Source organism: Methylobacterium sp. GXS13, assembly GCF_001455965.1.
Classification (GTDB): domain Bacteria; phylum Pseudomonadota; class Alphaproteobacteria; order Rhizobiales; family Beijerinckiaceae; genus Methylobacterium.
The window spans coordinates 18,844-39,489 of sequence record NZ_LKKO01000030.1 but is presented as its reverse complement, the minus strand read 5'-3'; the positions used below and the strand labels follow the sequence as shown (position 1 = coordinate 39,489).

19 protein-coding genes are annotated in these 20,646 nt (G+C 68.3%); 9 read left to right on the top strand and 10 right to left on the bottom strand.

All coding sequences use genetic code 11. The annotated features are described in order from the left end of the window. The first annotated feature begins 80 nt into the window (after positions 1 to 80). Together AO398_RS11240 and AO398_RS11235 are read left to right on the top strand one after the other, a co-directional pair. Positions 81 to 1,145: a WcbI family polysaccharide biosynthesis putative acetyltransferase gene (locus AO398_RS11240; RefSeq protein WP_058192145.1), complete on the top strand. Its 1,065-nt coding sequence runs from the start codon at positions 81 to 83 to the stop codon at positions 1,143 to 1,145. Positions 1,146 to 1,219: 74 nt separating this feature from the next. Then, a complete protein-coding gene (locus AO398_RS11235; RefSeq protein ID WP_058192144.1) occupies positions 1,220 to 2,254 on the top strand; it encodes an alpha/beta hydrolase in 1,035 nt (344 codons plus the stop codon). On the opposite strand, the gene AO398_RS11230 is transcribed toward AO398_RS11235, so the two are convergent. Next, a complete protein-coding gene (locus AO398_RS11230; protein ID WP_058192143.1) occupies positions 2,223 to 2,957 on the bottom strand; it encodes a RibD family protein in 735 nt (244 codons plus the stop codon). The two genes, AO398_RS11235 and AO398_RS11230, sit on opposite strands and share 32 nt — an antisense overlap. Positions 2,958 to 3,038: 81 nt before the next feature. Further along, on the bottom strand, positions 3,039 to 4,004 hold the full coding sequence (locus tag AO398_RS11225) for a hypothetical protein (RefSeq protein WP_244498734.1): 966 nt from the start codon (positions 4,002 to 4,004) through the stop codon (positions 3,039 to 3,041). A gap of 702 nt (positions 4,005 to 4,706) precedes the next feature. Between AO398_RS11225 and AO398_RS11220 the strand changes: the two genes are divergently transcribed. The 4 genes from AO398_RS11220 to AO398_RS11205 are packed head-to-tail and all read left to right on the top strand — an operon-like array spanning position 4,707 to position 8,756. Further along, positions 4,707 to 5,144: a heme-binding protein gene (locus AO398_RS11220; RefSeq protein ID WP_058192141.1), complete on the top strand. Its 438-nt coding sequence runs from the start codon at positions 4,707 to 4,709 to the stop codon at positions 5,142 to 5,144. 2 nt (positions 5,145 to 5,146) lie between these two features. After that, the gene (locus AO398_RS11215) at positions 5,147 to 6,736 is read left to right on the top strand and encodes a peptide ABC transporter substrate-binding protein (RefSeq protein ID WP_058192140.1); all 1,590 of its coding nucleotides are present in this window, start codon (positions 5,147 to 5,149) and stop codon (positions 6,734 to 6,736) included. Beyond that, on the top strand, positions 6,733 to 7,656 hold the full coding sequence (locus tag AO398_RS11210) for an ABC transporter permease subunit (protein WP_058192139.1): 924 nt from the start codon (positions 6,733 to 6,735) through the stop codon (positions 7,654 to 7,656). The genes AO398_RS11215 and AO398_RS11210 overlap by 4 nt, the downstream gene beginning before the upstream one ends. A gap of 14 nt (positions 7,657 to 7,670) precedes the next feature. Then, on the top strand, positions 7,671 to 8,756 hold the full coding sequence (locus AO398_RS11205) for an ABC transporter permease (protein ID WP_058192138.1): 1,086 nt from the start codon (positions 7,671 to 7,673) through the stop codon (positions 8,754 to 8,756). 2 nt (positions 8,757 to 8,758) lie between these two features. Here the strand turns inward: AO398_RS11205 and AO398_RS11200 are convergent, their stop codons facing one another. The 6 genes from AO398_RS11200 to ugpC form a co-directional block, all read right to left on the bottom strand. Next, positions 8,759 to 9,715 (bottom strand): D-2-hydroxyacid dehydrogenase family protein, encoded by a 957-nt coding sequence (locus AO398_RS11200; protein WP_201025747.1) that lies wholly within the window; start codon positions 9,713 to 9,715, stop codon positions 8,759 to 8,761. A 130-nt stretch (positions 9,716 to 9,845) separates the two neighbouring features. Next, positions 9,846 to 11,465: a dihydroxyacetone kinase subunit DhaK gene (locus AO398_RS11195; RefSeq protein ID WP_058192137.1), complete on the bottom strand. Its 1,620-nt coding sequence runs from the start codon at positions 11,463 to 11,465 to the stop codon at positions 9,846 to 9,848. A 119-nt stretch (positions 11,466 to 11,584) separates the two neighbouring features. Further along, positions 11,585 to 12,472, bottom strand: coding sequence for a carbohydrate ABC transporter permease (locus AO398_RS11190; RefSeq protein WP_152997494.1), 888 nt, complete (start codon positions 12,470 to 12,472; stop codon positions 11,585 to 11,587). Between the two features lie 47 nt (positions 12,473 to 12,519). Beyond that, on the bottom strand, positions 12,520 to 13,476 hold the full coding sequence (locus AO398_RS11185) for a sugar ABC transporter permease (RefSeq protein WP_058192135.1): 957 nt from the start codon (positions 13,474 to 13,476) through the stop codon (positions 12,520 to 12,522). A gap of 39 nt (positions 13,477 to 13,515) precedes the next feature. Continuing rightward, positions 13,516 to 14,826 carry an ABC transporter substrate-binding protein gene (locus tag AO398_RS11180; RefSeq protein ID WP_058192134.1) on the bottom strand — a complete coding sequence of 437 codons (1,311 nt, stop codon included), beginning with the start codon at positions 14,824 to 14,826 and terminating at the stop codon, positions 13,516 to 13,518. 33 nt (positions 14,827 to 14,859) lie between these two features. Next, positions 14,860 to 15,921 carry a sn-glycerol-3-phosphate ABC transporter ATP-binding protein UgpC gene (ugpC, locus tag AO398_RS11175; RefSeq protein ID WP_058192133.1) on the bottom strand — a complete coding sequence of 354 codons (1,062 nt, stop codon included), beginning with the start codon at positions 15,919 to 15,921 and terminating at the stop codon, positions 14,860 to 14,862. A 361-nt stretch (positions 15,922 to 16,282) separates the two neighbouring features. On the opposite strand from ugpC, the gene AO398_RS11170 reads away from it, so the two are divergent. Genes AO398_RS11170 through AO398_RS27455 form a run of 3 tightly spaced genes read left to right on the top strand, consistent with a single transcriptional unit; the run spans position 16,283 to position 19,208 of the window. Then, positions 16,283 to 17,476, top strand: coding sequence for a fumarylacetoacetate hydrolase family protein (locus AO398_RS11170; RefSeq protein ID WP_058192132.1), 1,194 nt, complete (start codon positions 16,283 to 16,285; stop codon positions 17,474 to 17,476). 35 nt (positions 17,477 to 17,511) lie between these two features. Further along, the gene (locus tag AO398_RS11165) at positions 17,512 to 18,882 is read left to right on the top strand and encodes an FAD-binding oxidoreductase (RefSeq protein WP_058192131.1); all 1,371 of its coding nucleotides are present in this window, start codon (positions 17,512 to 17,514) and stop codon (positions 18,880 to 18,882) included. 47 nt (positions 18,883 to 18,929) lie between these two features. After that, positions 18,930 to 19,208, top strand: a complete 279-nt coding sequence (locus tag AO398_RS27455) for a DUF167 family protein (protein WP_082643236.1) — start codon at positions 18,930 to 18,932, stop codon at positions 19,206 to 19,208. A 168-nt stretch (positions 19,209 to 19,376) separates the two neighbouring features. Here the strand turns inward: AO398_RS27455 and AO398_RS28280 are convergent, their stop codons facing one another. Together AO398_RS28280 and AO398_RS11160 are read right to left on the bottom strand one after the other, a co-directional pair. Beyond that, complete coding sequence (locus tag AO398_RS28280; RefSeq protein ID WP_152997491.1) at positions 19,377 to 19,607, bottom strand: hypothetical protein; 231 nt, start codon at positions 19,605 to 19,607, stop codon at positions 19,377 to 19,379. Between the two features lie 108 nt (positions 19,608 to 19,715). Further along, complete coding sequence (locus tag AO398_RS11160) at positions 19,716 to 20,645, bottom strand: 3-keto-5-aminohexanoate cleavage protein (RefSeq protein ID WP_058192130.1); 930 nt, start codon at positions 20,643 to 20,645, stop codon at positions 19,716 to 19,718. Position 20,646 lies beyond the last annotated feature (1 nt).

Sequence of the window (20,646 nt, the reverse complement as noted above, 5' to 3'; positions counted from 1 at the left end):
CGCGGCTTCGCACCCACGATACGCCTCAATAGCCGCCGGTCCGGTTTGCCCGCGACCCGCGGACATGCGAGAGAAGCCGCATGTTGACGGTCGATAGCCTCTGGCGCGTGCGGCACCGGCTCGCGCAGATCGGGAAAAAGCGCACGGGCTCGCCCCGCATCCTGGTGGTCGGCGTCTGCCAAGCCGGCTCCATGGCCAAGGTGCTGCGCTTCCTCCTGCCCGACGCGCAGGTGGACTTCGTCTCGGCCTTCACGGCAAACCGCCGCTTCCCGAAGCTGGTCGACCTGATGGCGCATGCCGACGGCTACGACCACGTTTATTCCAGCATCTACCTACCGCGGTTCAAGGACGGCGGCACGATCGACCGGTTCCGGACCCATCCGAAGGTCCGGCTGATCCCGACCATCGTGTTCGGCGCCTACCATCCCGACCTGATCCATGTCGGCGTGCAGGATGCCGTCTCGCTCAACGGTCTGATCTCCGGGCCGATGGGGCATTCGCACTCGGCGATCACGCTTTATGCCTACCTGGCCGGGTTCTCGCAGGCGCAAGCCTTGCGCCTGTTCGCGGAGCCGGTGTTCGAGCGCCTCGGCTATTTCGATCTGTGGAACGAGTCGGTCTCCTACCTGCGCGGCCTTGGCACCCAGGCGCAGTACGATCTCGACACGCACCTCACGCGCTGGGCGCGGCGGGGCTGCTTCATGCACTCGATCAACCACACCAAGCTCTACGTGGTCGCCGATCTCGCCCGCGGACTCCTGACCAAGTCCGGCGTCGCCTATCCCGAATGCGATCTCGACGCGTTCGTACCGGACGATCTCGGTGGGCAGGGCAGCTGGCCGGTCTATCCGGAGATCGCTGCCCATTACGGCGTTCCCGGGAGCGCCCTGTTCTTCAAAGCCGAGACACGTCGCTCGGGCCCCGCCCGCACCATGACCCGGCAGGAATTCGTGGCCGCGGCCTACGCGAATTATGACCGGCGCCCGCGCGAGGCGCTGGTTTCGCAGCGCGTTCAAGGCTGGCGCAACGATCCGGCGACGGTGGATTTCTTCCGCGAGGCCGCAGGCCGCGAGATCAGTCCGATTCGCCCTGCCGAGCGTGCTCCGGCTCTCGCCGCGGGCGGCTTGGCCGGTCACGCATCCTGATTGGACGGCACAGTCTCCCCTCAACCGGCGCTCGCGCTATCCGGGCTGGGGCCTTACCGAGGTCGAAGAACCCGATGAGCCGTCCGCCTGGCAAGAACGGTCGTGCCGGACCCTATGGCTTAGCCGCCGTCCTGACGTTCATCGGCTCGGCCGCCGGACTCGTCGGCTGGAGCCGGTTCGCCGTGAATCGGCATATGGACCTGCCGCCCGCCCTGCCCGGCCAGCTTGAAACACTGGCGACGGAGCGTGCCGGCGCGGTCTCACTCTACGGTTCGCCTGAGCAGGAGGGTGTACCGCTCCTGTTGATCCATTCGATCAACGCGGCGGCGAACGCCTATGAGGTCCGGCCTCTCTACAAGCACTACCGCACGTCCCGACCCGTCTATGCCCTCGACCTGCCGGGCTTCGGATTCTCCGAGCGGTCCCGCCGCCGCTACACCCCGCGGCTGATGGTGGAAGCGATCCACGCGGCTGTGGCTGAGATTCGCAGCCGGCACCGGCACGGCGCGGTCGACGCCATGGCACTGTCGTTGTCGTGCTCCTACCTCGCCCGCGCGGCGGTGGAGCGTCCCGACGATTACCGCAGCCTCGGGCTGATCAGCCCGACGGGCTTCGACGCCAGGCTCTCCGGCGAGGGACCGCCGGACGGCCATCGCGGCCGCGACACCCTGCGTGATCTGCTCGACCGTCCGCCGTTCGGCCGGCCCCTGTTTGACGCGCTGGCCTCGCGGCCAAGCATGCGCTTCTTCCTGCAGAAGACATTTGGAACGAAGGATATTGACGAGGGCCTGTTCGCCTACGATTACGCCTCGGCACATCAGCCGGGGGCGGAGCACGCCCCTTATTGCTTCATCGCCGGCCACCTGTTTCCGACCGACACGACGCGGCTCTACGAAGAGCTGCGCCTGCCGGTCTGGATGGTGCATGGACGCCGCGGCGACTTCGTCGATTACCGGCTCGCGCCCCGGGTCGCCGGACGGCCGAACTGGCGCGTCATCAGCTTGCCGACCGGCGCCTTCCCCCATTTCGAGCGGCTGGGCGACATGACGGCCGATTACGACGCGTTCCTGGCCGACCTCACCTGGGCGCCGCCTCGGTCACCGGCGTGATGCGGTAGCGCAGCCACACGACACCGCCCGAGAGGGTCTCGCAGGCGGTCAGGTCGAGCTTGCATCGGCCGCCCATCGAGTCTGCTTCCTCGCCGGCGAAGTCGAACAGGGCCGGCGTGCCGGACACTCCGTCGACCGCCGGGGCGAGCAGCAGGCTCAGCTCGTCGATGACGCCGGCTTTCAGCATCGAGCCGTTGATGTGGCCGCCGCCCTCGACGAGCAGCCGCTCGATCCCGAAGAGGGCGCGCAGCTTGGTCACCGCCAGCGCGAAATCGACCGTCCTGTCGCCCGCGAACAGGTAGGACTGGCCGCCGGCCGCCGGCGCCCGCAGGCGGGCGTCCGGTACGGATTCGGTGAGCACGACCACGATGTGGTCACCCTCGATCTCGTTCCGGGCACCCCAATCCAGGCGCCCCCGGGCGTCAAGGGCCACGGCGTAGCCGGACGCCCCGCGTTTCGCCACATGGTCCTCCCGGGGGATCGGGTTCGTTTCGTCGATGACCGGTTCGGGCAGGGGATCGGCGCTGTCGGCGTAGCCCTGCATGGTCACCCGCCCGCACATCCAGGCATCGCCTTTCAGCTCGCCGTGGACGCGCTCGTAATGGCTGTCGGCGTCGAGGGTCTTCCAGCGGCGGACTTTGATCCGGCCATCCACTGAGGTTGTCATGTGACAGATGACGTAGGGGTGCTGTGCGTCGGCCATATCGTGTTCCGGGTTCAGGATCCGGCCGGAACGATAGGGGCGAGAACCTCGCCGGCAACGCGCGGACCGCCTTTTGCCGCGTCAGCGCAGGCCCAGAAGGCGGCGCAGCCGGTCGACGAGGTTGGGGTTCAGCTCCCGCCGCACCCGGCTTTCCGCGAAGGCGTCGACTGAGAAGCGGTCGGTGGGCACGCGCCGCAGGAAACGCTCGGCGATCTCGTAGACCACGAGATCGGGCTTCACCGCGGCGACGTAGGCCCAATCGATCTCGGCGGACCAGATCGCGTGCACCTCGGCAAAACTTTCGGCCAGCATCGCGGTGAGGCGCGGCCCCTGGTCGAAGACGTAGGAATCGCCGAACAGCACGATCCGCCGCGGGTCCGCGGCCTCAGGGTTCCGCATGACCGCACGCGATCCAACGAAGAACCCGCCCCGGCCGGCGACCCGGCCGGTCTCGCGCAGCTGCACCAGCGCGTTGGCTTCGCTGCGCTGCGCCAGCCGCGGAAACGCGTGGGCGAAGTAGGTTTCATCCACCGGCGGCTTGAGCTTGCCGCCGAGGTCGAACACGAAGCGCGCGGTCTCGCCGGACGCCGCGAGCACATGCGCAGCCGGCGTCACGCCGAGGGCAGCGCAGAGCGCCCGGTAGGCGGCGATGTAGCCGCGATGGTTCCAGTGCGTGTCGGTCTTGAGGTAGACCGGCCCCTCCGCCCGGGCCGCCCGCAGGGGCTCATAGAGATCAACCAGTTCGGCCTCGGATTCCGCGAGGAGCCGGCCGAGGCGCTTGCCGGGCGGGTCATTCAGGCTGGGAAACGGCCTGTCCAGCGTGTCGGCATGGATCGCCAGTTTCTCCGGCACGACCGCGTGGACATAGGTCGCGCCGAGCGCCCTCGCCCGGCGGACGCGGGTTCCGACCAACCGGCCCCAACGGCGCAGCAGGCGCCGGGAGGCCGGGGAATCGGTGTAGAGGTCGACCAGCTCGTTCTTGCGGCCGATCCAGAACAGCCAGCCGTCCCGCCCGACCGCGATACCGCGCGCGCCTGTCTGAGCCAAAGATCCGCCATCTCTCGTCAACGCCTTCCGGCGACGCGAAGCCATGCCGTTCGCGGCCGCGGGACACAAGCCGGAAACATCGCTTTGCAGCGGAGCGTCCGATCGCGTCATGGCCAGTGACGGCGCAGTCCTGGCATCACTTGCGCCTAGGAGGCGTGCAGCAGGACGGCCCCGCACAGGACAGCAAGTCTTTGGATCGCCGTTGAGCACGCAGGAGCGCTGTCGATCGACGACCCATTAGATTGAGCGGCGCATTGCCAAACCCGGAGGTGCAGTCCAGCTGGATCAAGATAAATCCCGAGTGGCTATTCATCGCCTGATAGACCGCTGTCATGCAGTTCCCGAACGGCATTTGGACGAAGCTGGCGTAGCGCGTCCGGTCGGAGGCCGATGGCTGATGCTTCTACGATACGGAGCCTGCCGGCTCCGAACTCTTCTGAATTTACGTCGCGCGGTGTCTCAGCTTCGCCAGAGAGATTTGCTCTGATACCTGGCCCGGTGCAGATCTTTGGGACGTCTGAAACCCGCATCGTGGTGGAATACTCATCGCGAACGCCGGAGGCGATCGATCGGGCTGGCACGCTGCTCGGCCGGCTGATGCGCGTCAGCTGAGGCTCCGCCATCGCCTCACGGTGGACCGGTCCGGTCCCGGTCTTTAAGTGAGTATCGGCCGCCCGGAGCGGCGACAGCCCGTGGAATCCGATGATCGACCTGACGCTCGAGGCCGCCCGCAGCATCGTGGACACCGCCCTGCGGGAAGCCCGCACCCGCGGACTGAAGCCGATGGCCGTCGTGGTCTACGATGCCCGGGGCGCGCTCAAATCCGTCGCCGTCGAGGATGGCACATCCCTGCGCCGGGCCGAGATCGCGAGCGGCAAGGCCAACGGCGCCCTGGCTTTGGGCCTCGGCTCCCGGGCGATCCATGCCCGCGCCGAGGCGCAGCCCTATTTCGTGGCGGCGGTGAGCCACGTGGCGGGCCCGGCCGCACTCGTGCCAGTGGCGGGCGGCGTACTGATCCGCTCCCAGGAGGGACGGCTGCTCGGCGCGGTCGGCATCTCCGGGGACACCTCGGACAACGACGAGATCTGCGCGGTGGCGGGCATCGAGGCCGCCGGCCTGATGGCCGAGACCGGCGCCTGAGGATGGCGATCCGCCGGCGCGCGTGGCTGGCCGGCGCCACCGCCCTCGCGGTCGCGCGGCCAGCCTGGGCCGGCGAAGCCGCGCTCTACCGGCGCGGCAACGACGCGGACCCGGAGACGCTCGACCCGCACCGCTCCTCCTCGGTGGCGGAAGCGCATATCCTGCGCGACCTGTTCGACGGCTTCCTGACTTACGACAATCACGGCGCCATCATCCCAGGCGCCGCCCGATCCTGGACCGTCTCCGAGGACGGCCTGACCTTCCGCTTCGTCCTACGCCCTGATGGAAAATGGTCCACCGGCGAGCCGGTGACGGCGGAGGATTTCGTCTACGCGTTCCGCCGCATGCTCGCCCCGGCCACGGGGGCGAAATACGCCGAGATTCTTTCGCCGATCCGCGGGGCGGCGGCTGTGAACCGCGGCGAGATTGCCGGCGATGCCCTCGGGGTGATTGCGGAGGGATCGCTCGCTCTCTTGATCACCCTCGAACAGCCGACGCCCTATTTCCTCGAACTCCTGACCCACCAGACCGCCCTGCCGGTGCATCGGGGCTCGGTGGAGCGGTACGGCGACTCCTTCACCCGGCCGGGCAACTTCGTCACCAACGGGCCCTACCGGCTAATCGACCGGGTGCCGGGCGGCGCCATCACCCTGGAGGTCAATCCGCACCATCCCGACGCTGCCGCCATTGCGATCCGGCGCGTCGCCTTCCTGCCCATGGCGGACATGTCGGCGGCCGTGCGCCGCTACGCCGCCGGGGAGCTCGATTCCCTGTCCGAGCTGCCGGTCGACCAGATCGTCGACCTACGCCGCCGCTTCGGTAGCCAAGTGGTGCTCGGGCCCTCGCTCGGTCTCGAAGTCCTGGCGATCAACACCCGCAAGGCGCCCTTCTCAGACCGGCGCGTCCGCCAGGCTCTGTCCCTGCTCATCGACCGCGAATACCTCGCCGAAGGGCTCTACGGCGGTACGATGAGCCCGGCCTATTCCATCTGCCCGCCGGGCATCGACAATTACCGCACGCCCCCCGAGACGGAGGGCCGGCAGGGCCTGCCGATCGACCACGAGGCGGAGGCGCGGCGCCTGCCGCGGCGGCCTGGGTTCGGCCCCGGCCGGCCGCTCACCGTCGAGTACCGGTTCAATGTCAGCGACAACAACCGCAACACCGCCGTGGCGGTCGCCGAGATGTGGCGCGACCTCGGGATCGAGACCCGGTTCGTCTACACCGACGCCAAGACGCATTTCGCCTTCCTGCGCGACGGCGGGGCCTTCGACGTCGCCCGCTACGCCTGGATCGCCGACTATTCCGACCCGCAGAATTTCCTGTTTCTGCTCCAGAGCGGAAACGATGGATTGAACGCCGGCCGCTGGTCGGACGCGGGCTATGACGCACTCCTGGCCAAGGCCGCCTCCGAGCGTGACCTCACCCGCCGGGCCGACATGCTCTACGACGCCGAGACCATCGCGCTCCGCGAGCTGCCCTGGATCCCGCTGATGCATTACCGCTCGAAGGCGCTGATCGCGCCGCGGCTGCACGGCTACACACCGAACGTTCGCAACGCCGCGCCGACCCGCTTCCTGAGGCTCGACGCGTGATCCGCTTCATCCTGTGGCGCCTCGCGCAGTCGGTGCCGACGCTGTTCGCGGTCGTCGCCGTCAGCTTCTTCCTGATGCGGCTCGCGCCTGGCGGCCCCTTTGACCTGGAACGCCCGCTGGCGCCGGCCGCCATGGCGAACCTGCGCCGGGTCTACGGTTTGGACCAGCCGCTCATCGTCCAGTTCGGCAGCTACCTGGCGGCCCTGGCGCAGGGCGATCTGGGCCCCTCCTTCTCGTTCCGTGACATGAGCGTCCTCGACCTGATCGCCCGGGGCCTGCCGGTTTCGGCGACGCTGGGCGCTCTGGCGCTGGCGCTCGCGGCCTGCCTCGGCATCGGGCTCGGGACCGTGGCGGCGCTCCAGCGCGGCGGCGGAATCCACCGGCTCCTCGGCCTCGGGGCGGCGCTGACCCTGTCGCTGCCGAGCTTCGTCGTCGCGCCGCTCCTGCAGATCGCCTTCGGGCTGAGCCTCCGCTGGCTGCCCTTAAGCGGCTGGGAGGGCGGGGCGCCGAGCCACCTGATCCTGCCGGTGGTGACCCTGGCGCTGCCGCAGATTGGCGCCCTAGCCCGGCTGACGCGGGCTTCGCTCGGCGAAGTCCTGCGCACCCAGCCGGTGCGGACCATGCGCAGCCTCGGGCTGCCGCCGGCCGATATAACCCGGCACGCCCTGCGCGGCGCGCTCCTACCTGTGGTGGCATATCTGGCGCCGCTGGCGGCGGCCCTGCTCACCGGATCCGTGGTGGTCGAAACGATCTTCGGCCTGCCCGGGATCGGGCGCTACTTCGTGGAAGGCGCGCTCAACCGCGACTACACGCTGGTGATGGGCACCGTCCTGCTGGTCGCGGCCCTGGTGATTGCCCTCAACCTGATCGCCGACCTCGCCTGCGCCTGGCTCGATCCGCGCCTGCGGAACGCCGCGTGAGAGCCACCCGTGCCATGGCCGGTCCGGCCGCTCGCACCCTGTCGCGTCTCGCGCGCGAGCGGGTGGCGATGGCCTCCCTGACTGTCCTGATCCTGATCACGCTGGCCTGCCTGTTCGGGCCGGCGCTGACCGGGCACGATCCGACCCGAGCCTATCCGGACCTGCGCCAGCTCCCCGCCGGCCTGACGGCGCAGCCCGATCCCGACCATCTGCGCCCGGCCCTGGAACGCCTCGCCTTCCGCATGCGCGCACGCCTCGACGACGTCGCCCGTGACGGCGATGCGCTGCGCCTCACGCTCAGCTCCGAGGTCGGGGTAGACCGGCGCAGCCTCGTCTACCTGCCGCGCTCCGACCTGTTCGGCGAGCCGAACGTGATCGCCGATCCAGAAGGCGGGAAGCGCCTGATCGTGGCGGTGCCGCTCCGGCGACTGTCCTTCCCGCTCGGCACCGATGTGCACGGCCGCGACCTGCTCACCCGCTGCCTTGTCGCCGGCCGGGTCTCGCTGCTGATTGGGCTCACCGCCACCCTGGTCGCGCTGCTCATCGGCGTCGGCTACGGCGCGACGGCGGGGTTCGTCGGCGGCGCCGTCGATGCCGTGATGATGCGGCTGGTGGATGTGCTCTACGCCCTGCCCTTCGTGTTCTTCGTCATCGTGCTGCTGGTGTTCTTCCGGGCGAGCCTGACGCTGATGCTGGTTGTGATCGGCGCCGTCGAATGGCTCGACATGGCCCGCATCGTTCGGGCGCAGACCCTGTCGTTGCGCGAGCGCGACTTCGTCCGCGCCGCCCGCGCCCTCGGGCTCGGCACGCCCCGGATCATTCTGCGCCACATCGTGCCGAACACGTTCGGGCCGGTGGCGGTGGCCGCGACCCTGCTGGTGCCGCAGGTGATCCTGCTGGAGAGCTTTCTGTCGTTCCTTGGGCTCGGCGTGCAGGAGCCGCAAACGAGCTGGGGCGTGCTGATCGCCGAGGGTGCCCGAGCGATCGAATCCGCGCCGCACATGCTGGCCGGCCCGGCCGCGTTTCTGATCACGACGCTGGTTGCCCTGACACTGCTCGGCGACGGCTTGGCCGATGCCGTCGACCCGCGGGCCGAGTAGCCTCAGCTCAGCAGCCGTATCGGCGCACCGGCGAGCCACGCCTCGATATCCTCCACCGCCTGGGTGAAGAACGTCCGGTAATTGTTAAGTGTGACGTAGCCGACATGCGGCAGCGCCAAAACATTCGGCAGGTGCCGGAATGGGCTGTCGGCTGGGAGCGGCTCAGTCTCGAACACGTCGAGCCCCGCCCCCGCGATCCAGCCCTCCTCCAGGGCCCGGACCAGGGCGGCCTGATCGACGATAGGCGCCCGCGATGTGTTCACCAGAATGGCGCTCGGCCGCATCCGGTGCAGCTCGGCCTCGCCCAGTAACCCGCGCGTCCGGTCTCCGAGGACGAGGTGGATCGTCACCACGTCGCTCGCGTCCAGCAATGCCTCCTTGGCTTCGGCGCGCTCGACCCCGGCGGCGGCCGCCCGGGCGTCGTCGAGGTTCGGGCTCCAGGCGATCACCCGCATGCCAAAGGTGCGGCCGATCGCGGCGACCCGCGTGCCGATCTTGCCGAGCCCGAGCACGCCCAGGGTCGCCCCGGCCAGATCTGTCCCCACGGTGCTCTGCCACGGGCCGCCCTCGCGCAGGTTCCGGTTCTCGAACGGGAGATGGCGGGCGAGGCCGAGGATGAGCGCCCAGGTCAGCTCCGTCGGTGGCGTCGGGCTCGACTCCGTGCCGCAGACCGTTATGCCGCGTGCCCGCGCCGCCGCCACGTCGATCGCCAAGTTGCGCATGCCGCTGGTGACCAGCAGCTTCAGCCGGGGCAGACGCGCCAGCAGATCCGCCGGAAAGGGCGTGCGCTCGCGCATGATGACCAGAATCTCGGCCTGCTCGATCCTGGAAACCAGGGCGTCCCGATCCGCGATGTGATCGATGATGGTCGAGACCGCGACCCGGTCGGACAGACGCGCCCAATCAGCGAGGCCGAGCGCTGCGTTCTGGTAATCGTCGAGGATCAGGCAGGTCTGCACGGCGGTCTCTCTTCAGGGCTCGGGCTTGCAACGCCCTCGAAAGCGCGGCGTTCGTCGGGCCCACGCACCGGCTTCCGGAAAAGGCGTTACACGCGATCGCCGACGGCCCTCGACGATCAGCCAACGACCGTCAACCGGCGGCCGCCAACGCCGAGGCCGCCGCCGCGACCCCAGCTGCCCCGGGATCCTCGACACCGGCGAGATCCGCGGCCGCGAGGTAGCTGGACCGGCCGGTGGCGGCTCTGTCCATCCGGGCCGTGGCGGCGGCGCCCGTGCGAGCGGCGGCGGAAGCGGCATCGAGGCCCCCGGATTTCAGGGCTTCGAGCGCCGGGATCAGGGCGTCCAGCAGCGTGCGGTCGCCCGGGCCGGCGCCGCCGTAGTTCCGCACGCGGGCCACGCCCTGGGCCAGGGCGTCGGGCCAGGAGGCGCCGTCCGTGAGCGCGGACGCGGCGGCAGCGAAGAAAATAGAGGCCAGCACGCCGCTGGAGCCGCCGACCGCGCGGCCGATCCGCTCGGCGAGCGCACGGCACAGGGCGGGCGGATCGGTCTGCGGCAGCCGGTCGAGATCTGTCGCGACCGCCCGGGCCGCGCCCGCGAAGGTGGTACCGGTATCGCCGTCTCCGACTTTCGCGTCCAGGGCGTTGAGCGTCCCCTCGGCGGCGATGAGCGCCCGCGTCACGGCGGCGATCCGGGCGGCCACGATCGGATCCCGCGACGGCGTGAAGGCCTCGCCCGCTAGTCCCTCCGGGATCGGGCGCAGGACCGGCGGGGCGATCCGCACCGCGCCGGGCCAAGCCGGCATGGGCACCGGCGCTAGGAGGGCCGCTTCGATCTCGTCGTCCAGGGGCAGGATCGACAGCGAGGCACCGTGCATGTCGAGGGCGGTCATCAGCGGTGCCGGACCCAGCAGAAGGCGCACGCGCCGGCCGAGCTCCGTGCTCAGAACGGCCTGTGTCAGAACCTGCATCTCCAGGGCGGTCGCCGAACCGAGATTGTTGACCAGCAGCGCCAGCGGCCCAGCGCCCGAAAACCGCTCGGTCATCAGCTGCGCCAAATCGCCCGCCTGCGGCAGCGTGATCCGCTCGACCCCGGGCTCGCCATGAATGCCGAGGCCGAGTTCCGCCTGCCCCTCGGCTAACCGCTCGCTGCGCGGCGACCCGGCGGCCGTGGCGGTGGAGACCGCGATGCCGAGAGACTGGGCCGAGTCCGCCACCCTTCGGGCGAGGGCCGCCACAGTCTCCAGCGACGCGCCATTCTCCGCCGCGTGACCCGCCACCTTGTGCACGAACAGGGTTCCGGCCACGCCCCTGGGCTGCTTCGCCTCCGGCAGAGCGATGTCGTCGGCCACGATCACGGTCTCGACCTTTTTGCCGAGCGTTCGGGCGCGTTCGGCGGCGAGACCGAAATTCAGGCGGTCACCCGCGTAGTTCTTGATGATCAGCAGGCAGCCGGCCGGTCCGGTCACGGCCAAGATGCCGGCGAGCACCGCGTCGACGCTGGGCGAGGCGAAGACATCGCCGCACACCGCCGCGCTGAGCATGCCCGGGCCAACGAAGCCGGCATGGGCCGGCTCGTGGCCGGAGCCGCCGCCGGAGATCACCGCGACCTTGCCGGGATCCAGTTCGGCCCGCAGCACGACGCGGATCCCGGGATCGCCGTCGAGCCGGGCGAGGCGACCGCCGCTGGCGGCCAGCAGGCCCGCAATGGCGTCGGTGACCAGGGTGGCGCGGGTCTCGATGAAATGGGCCATGGCGTGACCTTCTGCGATCGCGGTCCGCAGGTGTTTCCCTGCGCGCCGTCACAGCGGATTGTCTGAGCAATCGCGGCCGCCGGCGCAACGGCCGGCGGCAGGTTTCCTCAGGCCCCGGCCTATTCCTTCACGGCGCCGGTGAGCGCGGAGACGTAATACTCGACGAAGAACGAGTAGAGGATCACCAGCGGCAGGGAGCCGAGCAGGGCGCCGGCCATGAGCGAGCCCCACTTGTAGACGTCGCCGTCTACGAACTCGCTGACCACCGCGATCGGCACGGTCTTGTTCTGCGTCGAGGATAGGAAGGTCAGCGCGTAGATGAACTCGTTCCAGCACAGCGTCAGCGAGAAGATGCCGGCCGAGATCAGGCCCGGGAAGGCGAGCGGCAGGATGATCTTGGTCAGGATCTGCCAGCGGCTGGCTCCGTCCATGAGCGCGCATTCCTCCAGCTCGTACGGGATGGTCTTGAAGTAGCCCATCAGGAGCCAGGTCGAGAACGGGATCAGGATGGTCGGATAGGCCAGGATCAGGGCGATCGGCGAGTCGAACAGCCCGTAGGCCTGGATGATCGTGGCGAGCGGGATGAACAGGATCGAGGGTGGCACCAGGTAGGCGAGGAAGATCGCGGCGCCGACCCAGCCCGCGCCGTTGAAGCGGACGCGCACACAGGCATAAGCGGCGAGCACGCTGGCGAACAGCGACAGGATCGTGGCGGCCACCGACACGTACATCGTGTTCCAGAGCCAGCGCGGATACTGCGTCTCGAACAGCAGCTTGTTGATGTGCTTGAGCGTCGGATCCACCACCCAGAACGGGTTGAACCGCTCCATATCGATCAGCTGCTCGTCCGGTTTGATCGCCGTCAGCGCCATCCAGTAGAACGGGAACAGCAGCACCGCGAGGATGATCAGGAGCGGCAGGTAGGTGGTGACGAGCCGCCGGGGCAGGCGCTCGAGATAGGCCATTCCCTCGCTGTCGTCGGTTAGGCCCGCGGGACGGGCGGCCATGACCGGCGCGAGGCGCGGGTCGGCATGGGCGGGCGGAGCGGGCGCGCTCATCGGTCGGTTCCCCCGGATTGCCAGGCCCGGCGCTGGAGGCCGAACCACGAGATGCCGATCGCGGCGAGCAGGAACGGCACCATCGCGGTGGCGATCGCCGCGCCCTCGCCGAGCGTCCCGGAGAGGACGCCGCGCTGGTACGACAGGGTCGCCATCAGGTGTGTGGCGTTGACCGGGCCGCCCCGGGTCATCGCCCAGATCAGCTGGAAGTCGGTGAAGGTGAACAGCACCGAGAAGGTCATCACCACGGCGATGATCGGCGTCAGCAGCGGCAGGGTGATACGCGAGAAGATCTGCCAGTTCGAGGCGCCGTCGAGCGTCGCGGCCTCGTAGAGCGAGGGCGAGACCGTCTGCAGCCCCGCCAGCAGCGTGATCGCGATGAACGGCACGCCGCGCCAGATGTTGGCGAAGATCACGCAGGCCCGCGCCATGCTGGGCTCGCCGAGGAAATCGATGTTGCCGTCGATGACCCCGAGGTGGCGTAGCGACCACGAGATGATCGAGAACTGGCTGTCGAAGATCCACCAGAACGCGATCGCCGAGAGCACCGTGGGCACCACGAACGGGATCAGCACGATCGACCGGACGATCGACTTGAACGGCATGTTCTTGTTGAGCAGCAGCGCCAGGTAGAGGCCGACCGCGAACTTCACTACCGACGCCACGGCCGTGTACAGGCAGGTGTTGAACACCGAGAGCCAGAACACGTCGTCGTCCCAGAGCCAGGCGTAATTCTCCAGGCCGATGAAGACGCCCTCCCGGCCGATCCGGGTGTTGGTGAAGGACAGCCAGATGCCCTTCAGCAGCGGATAGGCCAGGAACAGGCCGAGGATCAGCGCGGTCGGCAGCATGAACCAGAAGCCCGCCCAGCCGCGGCTGACGCGCAGGCGCTGCCAGGCCGAGCGCGTCGGGACCGCGAGCGGGGCAGGCTGGGTCAGGGCCGTGTGCGCCATGGGTTCGCCTCGGGAAATGGGCCGGGATGCGTCGCCGCCTCAGGTGTTGCGGAAGATGCGCTGGGCTGCGCGCTCGGCGTTGCGGATCGCCGTCTTCACGTCCTCACGGCCGGTGCAGTGGCTCGCGAACATGTCGACCACCACGAAGTCGGCCAGCACCGCGGCGATGCGCTCGCTCACCGGCGCCTGGCCGCCGGCCGCGAGTGAGCGCCGTCCCGCCTCGGCGAAGACGGCGTTCTTCGGGTCGCTCGTCCAAATCGGATTCTTGGGGTAATTCGACAGCGGCTCACAGAGGTAGCCCTGCGCGCCCTCGATCCAGGGATTGTAGTTCGACGCCTCCATCATGAAACTGATGAACGCCTTACAAGCGTTGGGCGCCTTCGAATACTTGAACGCCAGGATCGGGAAGGCGAGCTGGAACTCGGTGGGTTTGCCGGCCGGGCCGATCGGCCAGACCGCGTGGTCCATGTCCTCGGCGAGCTTCGGGTTGTCCTTCTTGACGGCGGCGTAGATCGAGATGCCGTTATGGGTGAGGTACAGGTCGCCCGCCAGGAACGCCTTGTTGTTCGAGGAATCATTCCAGGACACGGTTCCGGGCACGAAGGTCTCGTACATCGACTTGACGTATTCGAGCGCCTTGGCGGTCTCGGGCGAGTTGATCACGATCTTCTCGTTGGCGTCGACCAGGTTGCCGCCATGGGACCAGAGCGCCCAGTGGCACCAGGTGTTGGCGTCGCCGGTGGCGTGCCCGAGGGCGAAACCGGCGGGGGTGTTGTTCTTCTTGAGCGCCCGGCACAGCTCGAGGAAGCCCGCGGTATCCTCGGGGAACTTGCTGAACCCGGCTTTCTGCATGGCCGAGATGCGATAGTTCGGATAACCGCCATTGAAGCCGACCGGGATCGCGATCCACTTGCCCTTGACCTTGCCGTAGGCCTCTGCCGACGGGAACCAGGGGCCGTACTTCTTGGCCAACGACTCGGCGACGTCCTCCAGCGGCAGGCACTTGTCCGGGAACAGCGCCGGGAACGAGAACAGACCCCAGACCATGTCGGGCCCCTGCCCGGTATTGGCAGCCACGGATGCTTTCGGCTGAATGTCGTCGAAGGATTCGTTGGTCACCGAGACCTTGACGCCGGTCGCCTTGGTGAAGGCATCCACCATCCGCAGGAACGCCTCGTCCTCGCTGGGGATAAAGCGTTTCCAGCGCAGAATAGACAGGCTGGCGCCGGGCTCAGGCTTCCACTCGGCATTCTGCGCCCAGGCCCGGGCGAAGCCGAGGAGGTCGCCGCTGGCGGCGAGGCCGGTCGCGGCGGCACCCGCCAGGAGGGAACGGCGGTCGAGTTTGGGCATCGTGGCGTCACTCCCTGGATGGATCGGGTGCGATCAGGTCGGCAGGCGCCGGCCCGTCTCGGCATCGAAGAAATGCACGCGGTTTGGCCGCAGATGGACGGTCTCGCCCGGCCCTTCGCTCACGCGTTCGCGCAGCACGCAGGTAAAATCCTGGCTGTGGGCCCGCACCGCCAGCATCGTCTCCGAGCCGGTCGGCTCGACCACCACGACCTCGGCGGCGATCCCGTCCGGCGCGAGATCGAAATGCTCGGGCCGCATCCCGAGGACGAGCTTGCGGCCCTCGGCGCCGGCCGGCGCCTCGGCCAGGGGGATGATCAGCCCCGAATCGCCGGCGAAGGCCAGATGGCCGTTCCTCCGGACCGTCCCGAGCACGAAGTTCATCGCCGGGGAGCCGATGAAACCCGCCACGAACAGGTTGTCGGGCCGGTCGTAGAGTTCCAGGGGCGGGCCGATCTGCTCGACCACGCCGTCATGCATCACCACGATCCGGTCGGCCATGGTCATGGCCTCGATCTGGTCGTGGGTGACGTAGATGGTCGTGGTCTTCAGGCGCTGATGCAGTTCCTTGATTTCGGTGCGCATCGCCACGCGCAGCTTGGCGTCGAGATTCGAGAGCGGCTCGTCGAACAGGAAGACCTGGGGGTCGCGCACGATCGCCCGCCCCATGGCGACGCGCTGGCGCTGCCCGCCCGAGAGCTGGCGCGGGTAGCGGTCGAGGAGGGGCGCCAGGCCAAGGATCTGCGCGGCCTTGCTGACCCGCGTATTGATCTCGGCCGACCCCGCCTTCCGGATCCGCATGGAGAAGGCCATGTTCTCCCGCACCGTGAGATGCGGATAGAGCGCGTAATTCTGGAACACCATCGCGATGTCCCGCTCCTTGGGCGGAACATCGTTGACGACACGCTCGCCGATACGGATCTCGCCGCCGGAGATATTCTCCAAGCCGGCGATCATGCGCAGCAAGGTCGACTTTCCGCAGCCCGAAGGCCCGACCAGGATCACGAACTCACCATCCCGGATGTCCACGGACACACCGTGCAGGACGTTCGTCGACCCGAAAGCCTTGCGAACCTCGCGGATTCCCACCGAGGCCATGCTTCCTCCCGATCAGGGTCGCTCTGATGGCGACTCCTCTACAAGCAGTACAGAGGAGTGCCTTTCGGAAAGCAAGCCGACCGCACCTGAATTTTAAATCATAGGCGGCTTCTGTCAGGGGGAGCCCTGTGGATTTTTTGTGCAGGCGGTGAAATTGCGCGGCGCGGCTGCCAGAAGATCGACGGTCTCAGTTCGCAGTTCCGGATCGGTGACGAGCCTGTCCGCATGAAACATTCTCCCGGAGCCCGAATCGACGGCCGATGCTAAGGCGGGACCACAGTGGATCCGCCGGCGCCGCGCCTTTCCAGACGGAGCGCGCGCAGCCGCAACGCGGCACGATAACCCGACGCATGAGGACAGCATGGCTTTATCCGGTCTGACCGCCCGCGAGATCCTGCCCGCCGATGCCGGTCGCGGTGCCTTAGTCGGGCGGGTGTGGCGCCCGGATGTCGGTGGCCCAAGCGTCGTGGCGATTCGGGCGGGTTCGGAGGGCGAGATGCGGGTCGTGGACATCACCGCCCAGTTCGCCACCGTCAGCGACCTGTGCGAGGCGCCGGACCCCGCCACGGCCCTGCGCGCCGCCGAGGGCGTGGATCTCGGCAGCCTCGAGACAATCGTCGCCAACACCCCGCCCGACAGCCGCGATACCGGGCGTCCGTGGCTCCTCGCCCCGGTAGATCTCCAGGCGCTGAAGGCCGCCGGTGTCACCTTCGCCACCTCCATGCTGGAGCGGGTCATCGAGGAGCGGGCACGGGGCGACCTCGCTGCCGCTTCGGCGATCCGCGCCGAGGTCGAGCGCTTGGTCGGCCGCGACCTGCGCCGGCTGAAACCTGGCTCGCCGGAGGCGATGGCGTTGAAGGAGGTGCTGGTCGCTCAGGGCGCCTGGAGCCAGTATCTCGAGGTCGGAATCGGGCCGGACGCGGAGATCTTCACCAAGGCGCAGCCGCTCTCCGCGGTCGGCTGCGGCGCCGATGCCGGGCTTCACCCGGAGTCGTATTGGAACAACCCCGAGCCGGAAGTCGCGCTGGCCGTCTCATCCCGCCAAAACATCGTCGGGGCGACGCTCGCCAATGACGTGAACCTGCGCGACTTCGAAGGGCGATCTGCGCTGCTGCTCGGTAAGGCGAAGGACAACAACGCCTCCTGTGCTTTGGGGCCGTTCCTTCGCCTGTTCGACGAAACCTTTGGCCTCGACGACATCCGGCGCACCACCGTGACCCTCGAAGTCATCGGCACCGACGGGTTCCGGATGGAGGGGACCTCGCCGCTGTCCGAGATCAGCCGGGATCCGGAGGAATTGGTCGCGGCCCTGATGGGGCGCACGCACGATTACCCGGACGGGGCGGTCCTGCTGTTGGGCACGATGTTCGCGCCAATTCAGGATCGGTACGGCCCCGGACTGGGCTTCACCCACGCCGAGTACGACCGCGTCGTCGTGGCGAGCCCCGAACTCGGCCGCCTCGTCAACCGCATGCGTCCCTGCGATGCCTGCGAGCCCTGGACGTTCGGCGCCGGCGCGCTGATGCGCAACCTCGCGGCACGCGGCATTCTGTGACAGAGCCTCGCGCTAAAGCTCTCCGGAACAAGCCGATGACAGAAGCCGGATCCATCCTCGCGCGTCTTTCCGACATCGTCGGACCGTCCGGCCTCGTCACCGGCGAGGAGCTGCGCGGCCGCTCGGCGAACTGGACCCGGCCGACCGAACCCTGCGCGGCGCTCGCTCTGATCCGACCGCGGAACACCACCGAGACGAGCGCCGTGATGGCGGCCTGCCATGAAGCCGGGGTCGCGGTGGTCCCGCGCGGCGGCGCCACCGGCCTGGTCGACGGCACCCTCTGCGCCCCGGACGAGATCACCCTGTCCACCGAGCGCATGACCGGCATCGAGCCGGTGGATCCACTGGGCATGACCGTGGTGGTCGGAACCGGCGCGACCATCGAGAGCGTGCAGAACGTGGCCACCGAGAACGGCCTGTTCTTCCCCCTCGATCTCGGCGCCCGCGGCTCGGCCACGATCGGCGGCGCGATCTCGACAAATGCTGGCGGCCTTCGGGTGCTGCGTTACGGCATGATGCGCGAGATGGTACTGGGTCTGGAAGCGGTGCTGGCCGACGGCACGATCGTCTCATCCATGCGTCCGCTGATCAAGAACAACACCGGGCTCGACCTGAAGCAGGTCTTCATCGGCACCGAGGGGACGCTCGGCATCGTCACCCGCGCCGTCCTGCGCCTGCGACCGGAACCGGCCGGCTACGCCACCGCGCTGATCGCCTGCCCGGGGGTCGATGACGGCGCACGGGTGCTGCGCGCCACACAAAGCGCGTTCCAGGGGCGCGTGTCCTCCTTCGAGGGCCTCTGGCCGGACTTTTATAAGCTTATGACGGCCCCCGGCCGGGCGACGCCTCCGCTGAGCTACGACTACCCGTTCTACGCCATCATCGAGGTCGAGTGCGTGCCGGAGGAGGCAGACCGGTTCCTCGGCCTGCTGGAGGGCCTGATGGGCGAGGGCACGATCCTCGACGCGGCGGTGGCCTCCTCGGAGGAGCAGCGCCGGGGGATGTGGCGCATTCGCGACCGGGTCGAGCACCTGAACGCGGACGGGATCGAGCGCGCCTTCGACGTCAGCGTGCCGCTCTCTAAGATGGACGGCTACGTTCTCGGAGCGCTGGACGGTCTCGCGGCGATCCCCGGCTGCCGGGCCGTCGTCTACGGCCATATTGGCGACAACAACCTGCACTGGAACACGACCCGCCTCGACGCCGCCGGCAACGCGGCCATCGACGCCGCGATCTACGCGCCGCTCGCCGAGCTGAACGGCTCCGTTTCTGCCGAGCACGGGATCGGACTGGAAAAGCGCGGCAAGCTGTCCCTGTCGCGCTCACCGGAGGAGATCGGCGCCATGCGGCTGATCAAGCGTGCGCTCGATCCGGATAACCGGCTGAACCCGGGCAAGATCTTCTGAAGGCGTGTGGGGTGGCACGAGTTCCATCGGAGACGGCGGTCAAACCGCTGCGGCTGACCGTCCGGCTAACCCCGCGCGGGGGACGCGACGCCGTGGACGGTTGGATCCGCGACGCGGACGGCGTCCCGTGCCTCAAGGTGCGCGTGGCCGCCCCTCCGGTTGATGGCGCCGCCAACACGGCGCTAGAACGATTGATTGCCAGCTCTCTCAGGATCGCGGCCGGCGCCGTTCAGATCGTCGCCGGCCATCAGGGCCGGGTGAAGCGCCTGGAGATTACCGGCGTGGATGATGAGGCCGTTGCCAAAGTTTTTGGTGTGCCGGGATAGATGCCCCATCCATTTCCGAATGCGAAGAACGCCATCGGCCCTCACCGTCATCGCTAGCGTAGCAAAGCGACCCAGGGTAACGCGCGATCACAGAACGTGGCGCAACACTGGGTCGCTTCGCTCGCGATGGCGACACACGGCGAAAGGACCGTCGGCACGCGAGAGCGCTCAAAGTACGATGGCTTCAGCGATGAGGTCGGGGATATCGTCCAACATGTCCTCGGGCTGAAGCGGCGCGAGCGTCGCCATAAGCATACTGAGCTGAATTGCTGGCTGGATGGCAGGATTACCGTCAAGCCGCGGCGCATTCATCACTCCCTTCTCAGGAAGTTCTAAGTCCCGCTTATGGCGATTGGATCGGATACGCCTCTTTAGGATTGCACGCACGCTGTGCTTCACGGAAACCTCCCGAGCACACACCGCGACGTATGCCGGCATTGGAGGGTCCACAAGCGCCCTCCCCCCGGTCACGGTTGGATCAACGATCCATCTCGGCCCGAACGCTCCTCAGAACGCGACCTTATCCCCGCCCTTCAGCGCCAGCATCTCGCGCGCCTCGTCGGGCGAGGCGACCGCAAGGCCCAGCCCCTCGATGATGGAGCGGACGCGGCGTACCTGCGCCGCGTTGGTCTCGGCGAGCTTGCCGGGGCCGTCCCACAGGCTGTCCTCCAAGCCGACGCGGACGTTGCCGCCCATTGTGGCGGCCATGGCGGCGATGTTCATCTGATTGCGGCCGGCCCCCAGCACCGACCATTGATACTGATCACCGAACAGCCGATCGGCGGTGCGCTTCATGTGCATCACGTCGTCTGGATGGGCGCCAATGCCGCCTTGCAGGCCGAACACCGTCTGGATGAACAGCGGCGCCTTCACCAGCCCGCGGTCGAAGAAGTACTTGAGATTGTAGAGGTGGGCGGTGTCATAGCACTCGAACTCGAACTTTGTGCCGTTCGGTGCGCAGGTGGTCAGGATATGCTCGATCTGGCCGAACGAGTTGCGGAAGATGATATCCTTGTTGCCGAGATAGTCGCGCTCCCACTGGTGCTTCAGGTCCTTGAAGCGGTCGAGCATGCCGAACAGGCCGAAATTCATCGAGCCGAGGTTGAGCGAGGCCACCTCCGGCTGGAAGGTCGCAGCCGGACGCACCCGCTCCTCGATCGACATGGTCGGCGCGCCGCCGGTGGTGAGGTTCACCACGCAGCCCGAGCGCTGCTTGATCACCGGCAGGAACTTGGCGAACGCCTCCGGCGACTGATCGGGCTGACCGGTCTCGGGATTGCGAGCGTGGAGGTGGACGATGGCCGCCCCGGCCTCGGCGGCACCGATGGCGGCGTCGGCGATCTCCTCCGGCGTCACCGGGAGGTGTGGCGACATGCTGGGCGTGTGAATCGCGCCGGTGACGGCGCAGGTGATGATGACTTTCCGCTGGGGGGCCATG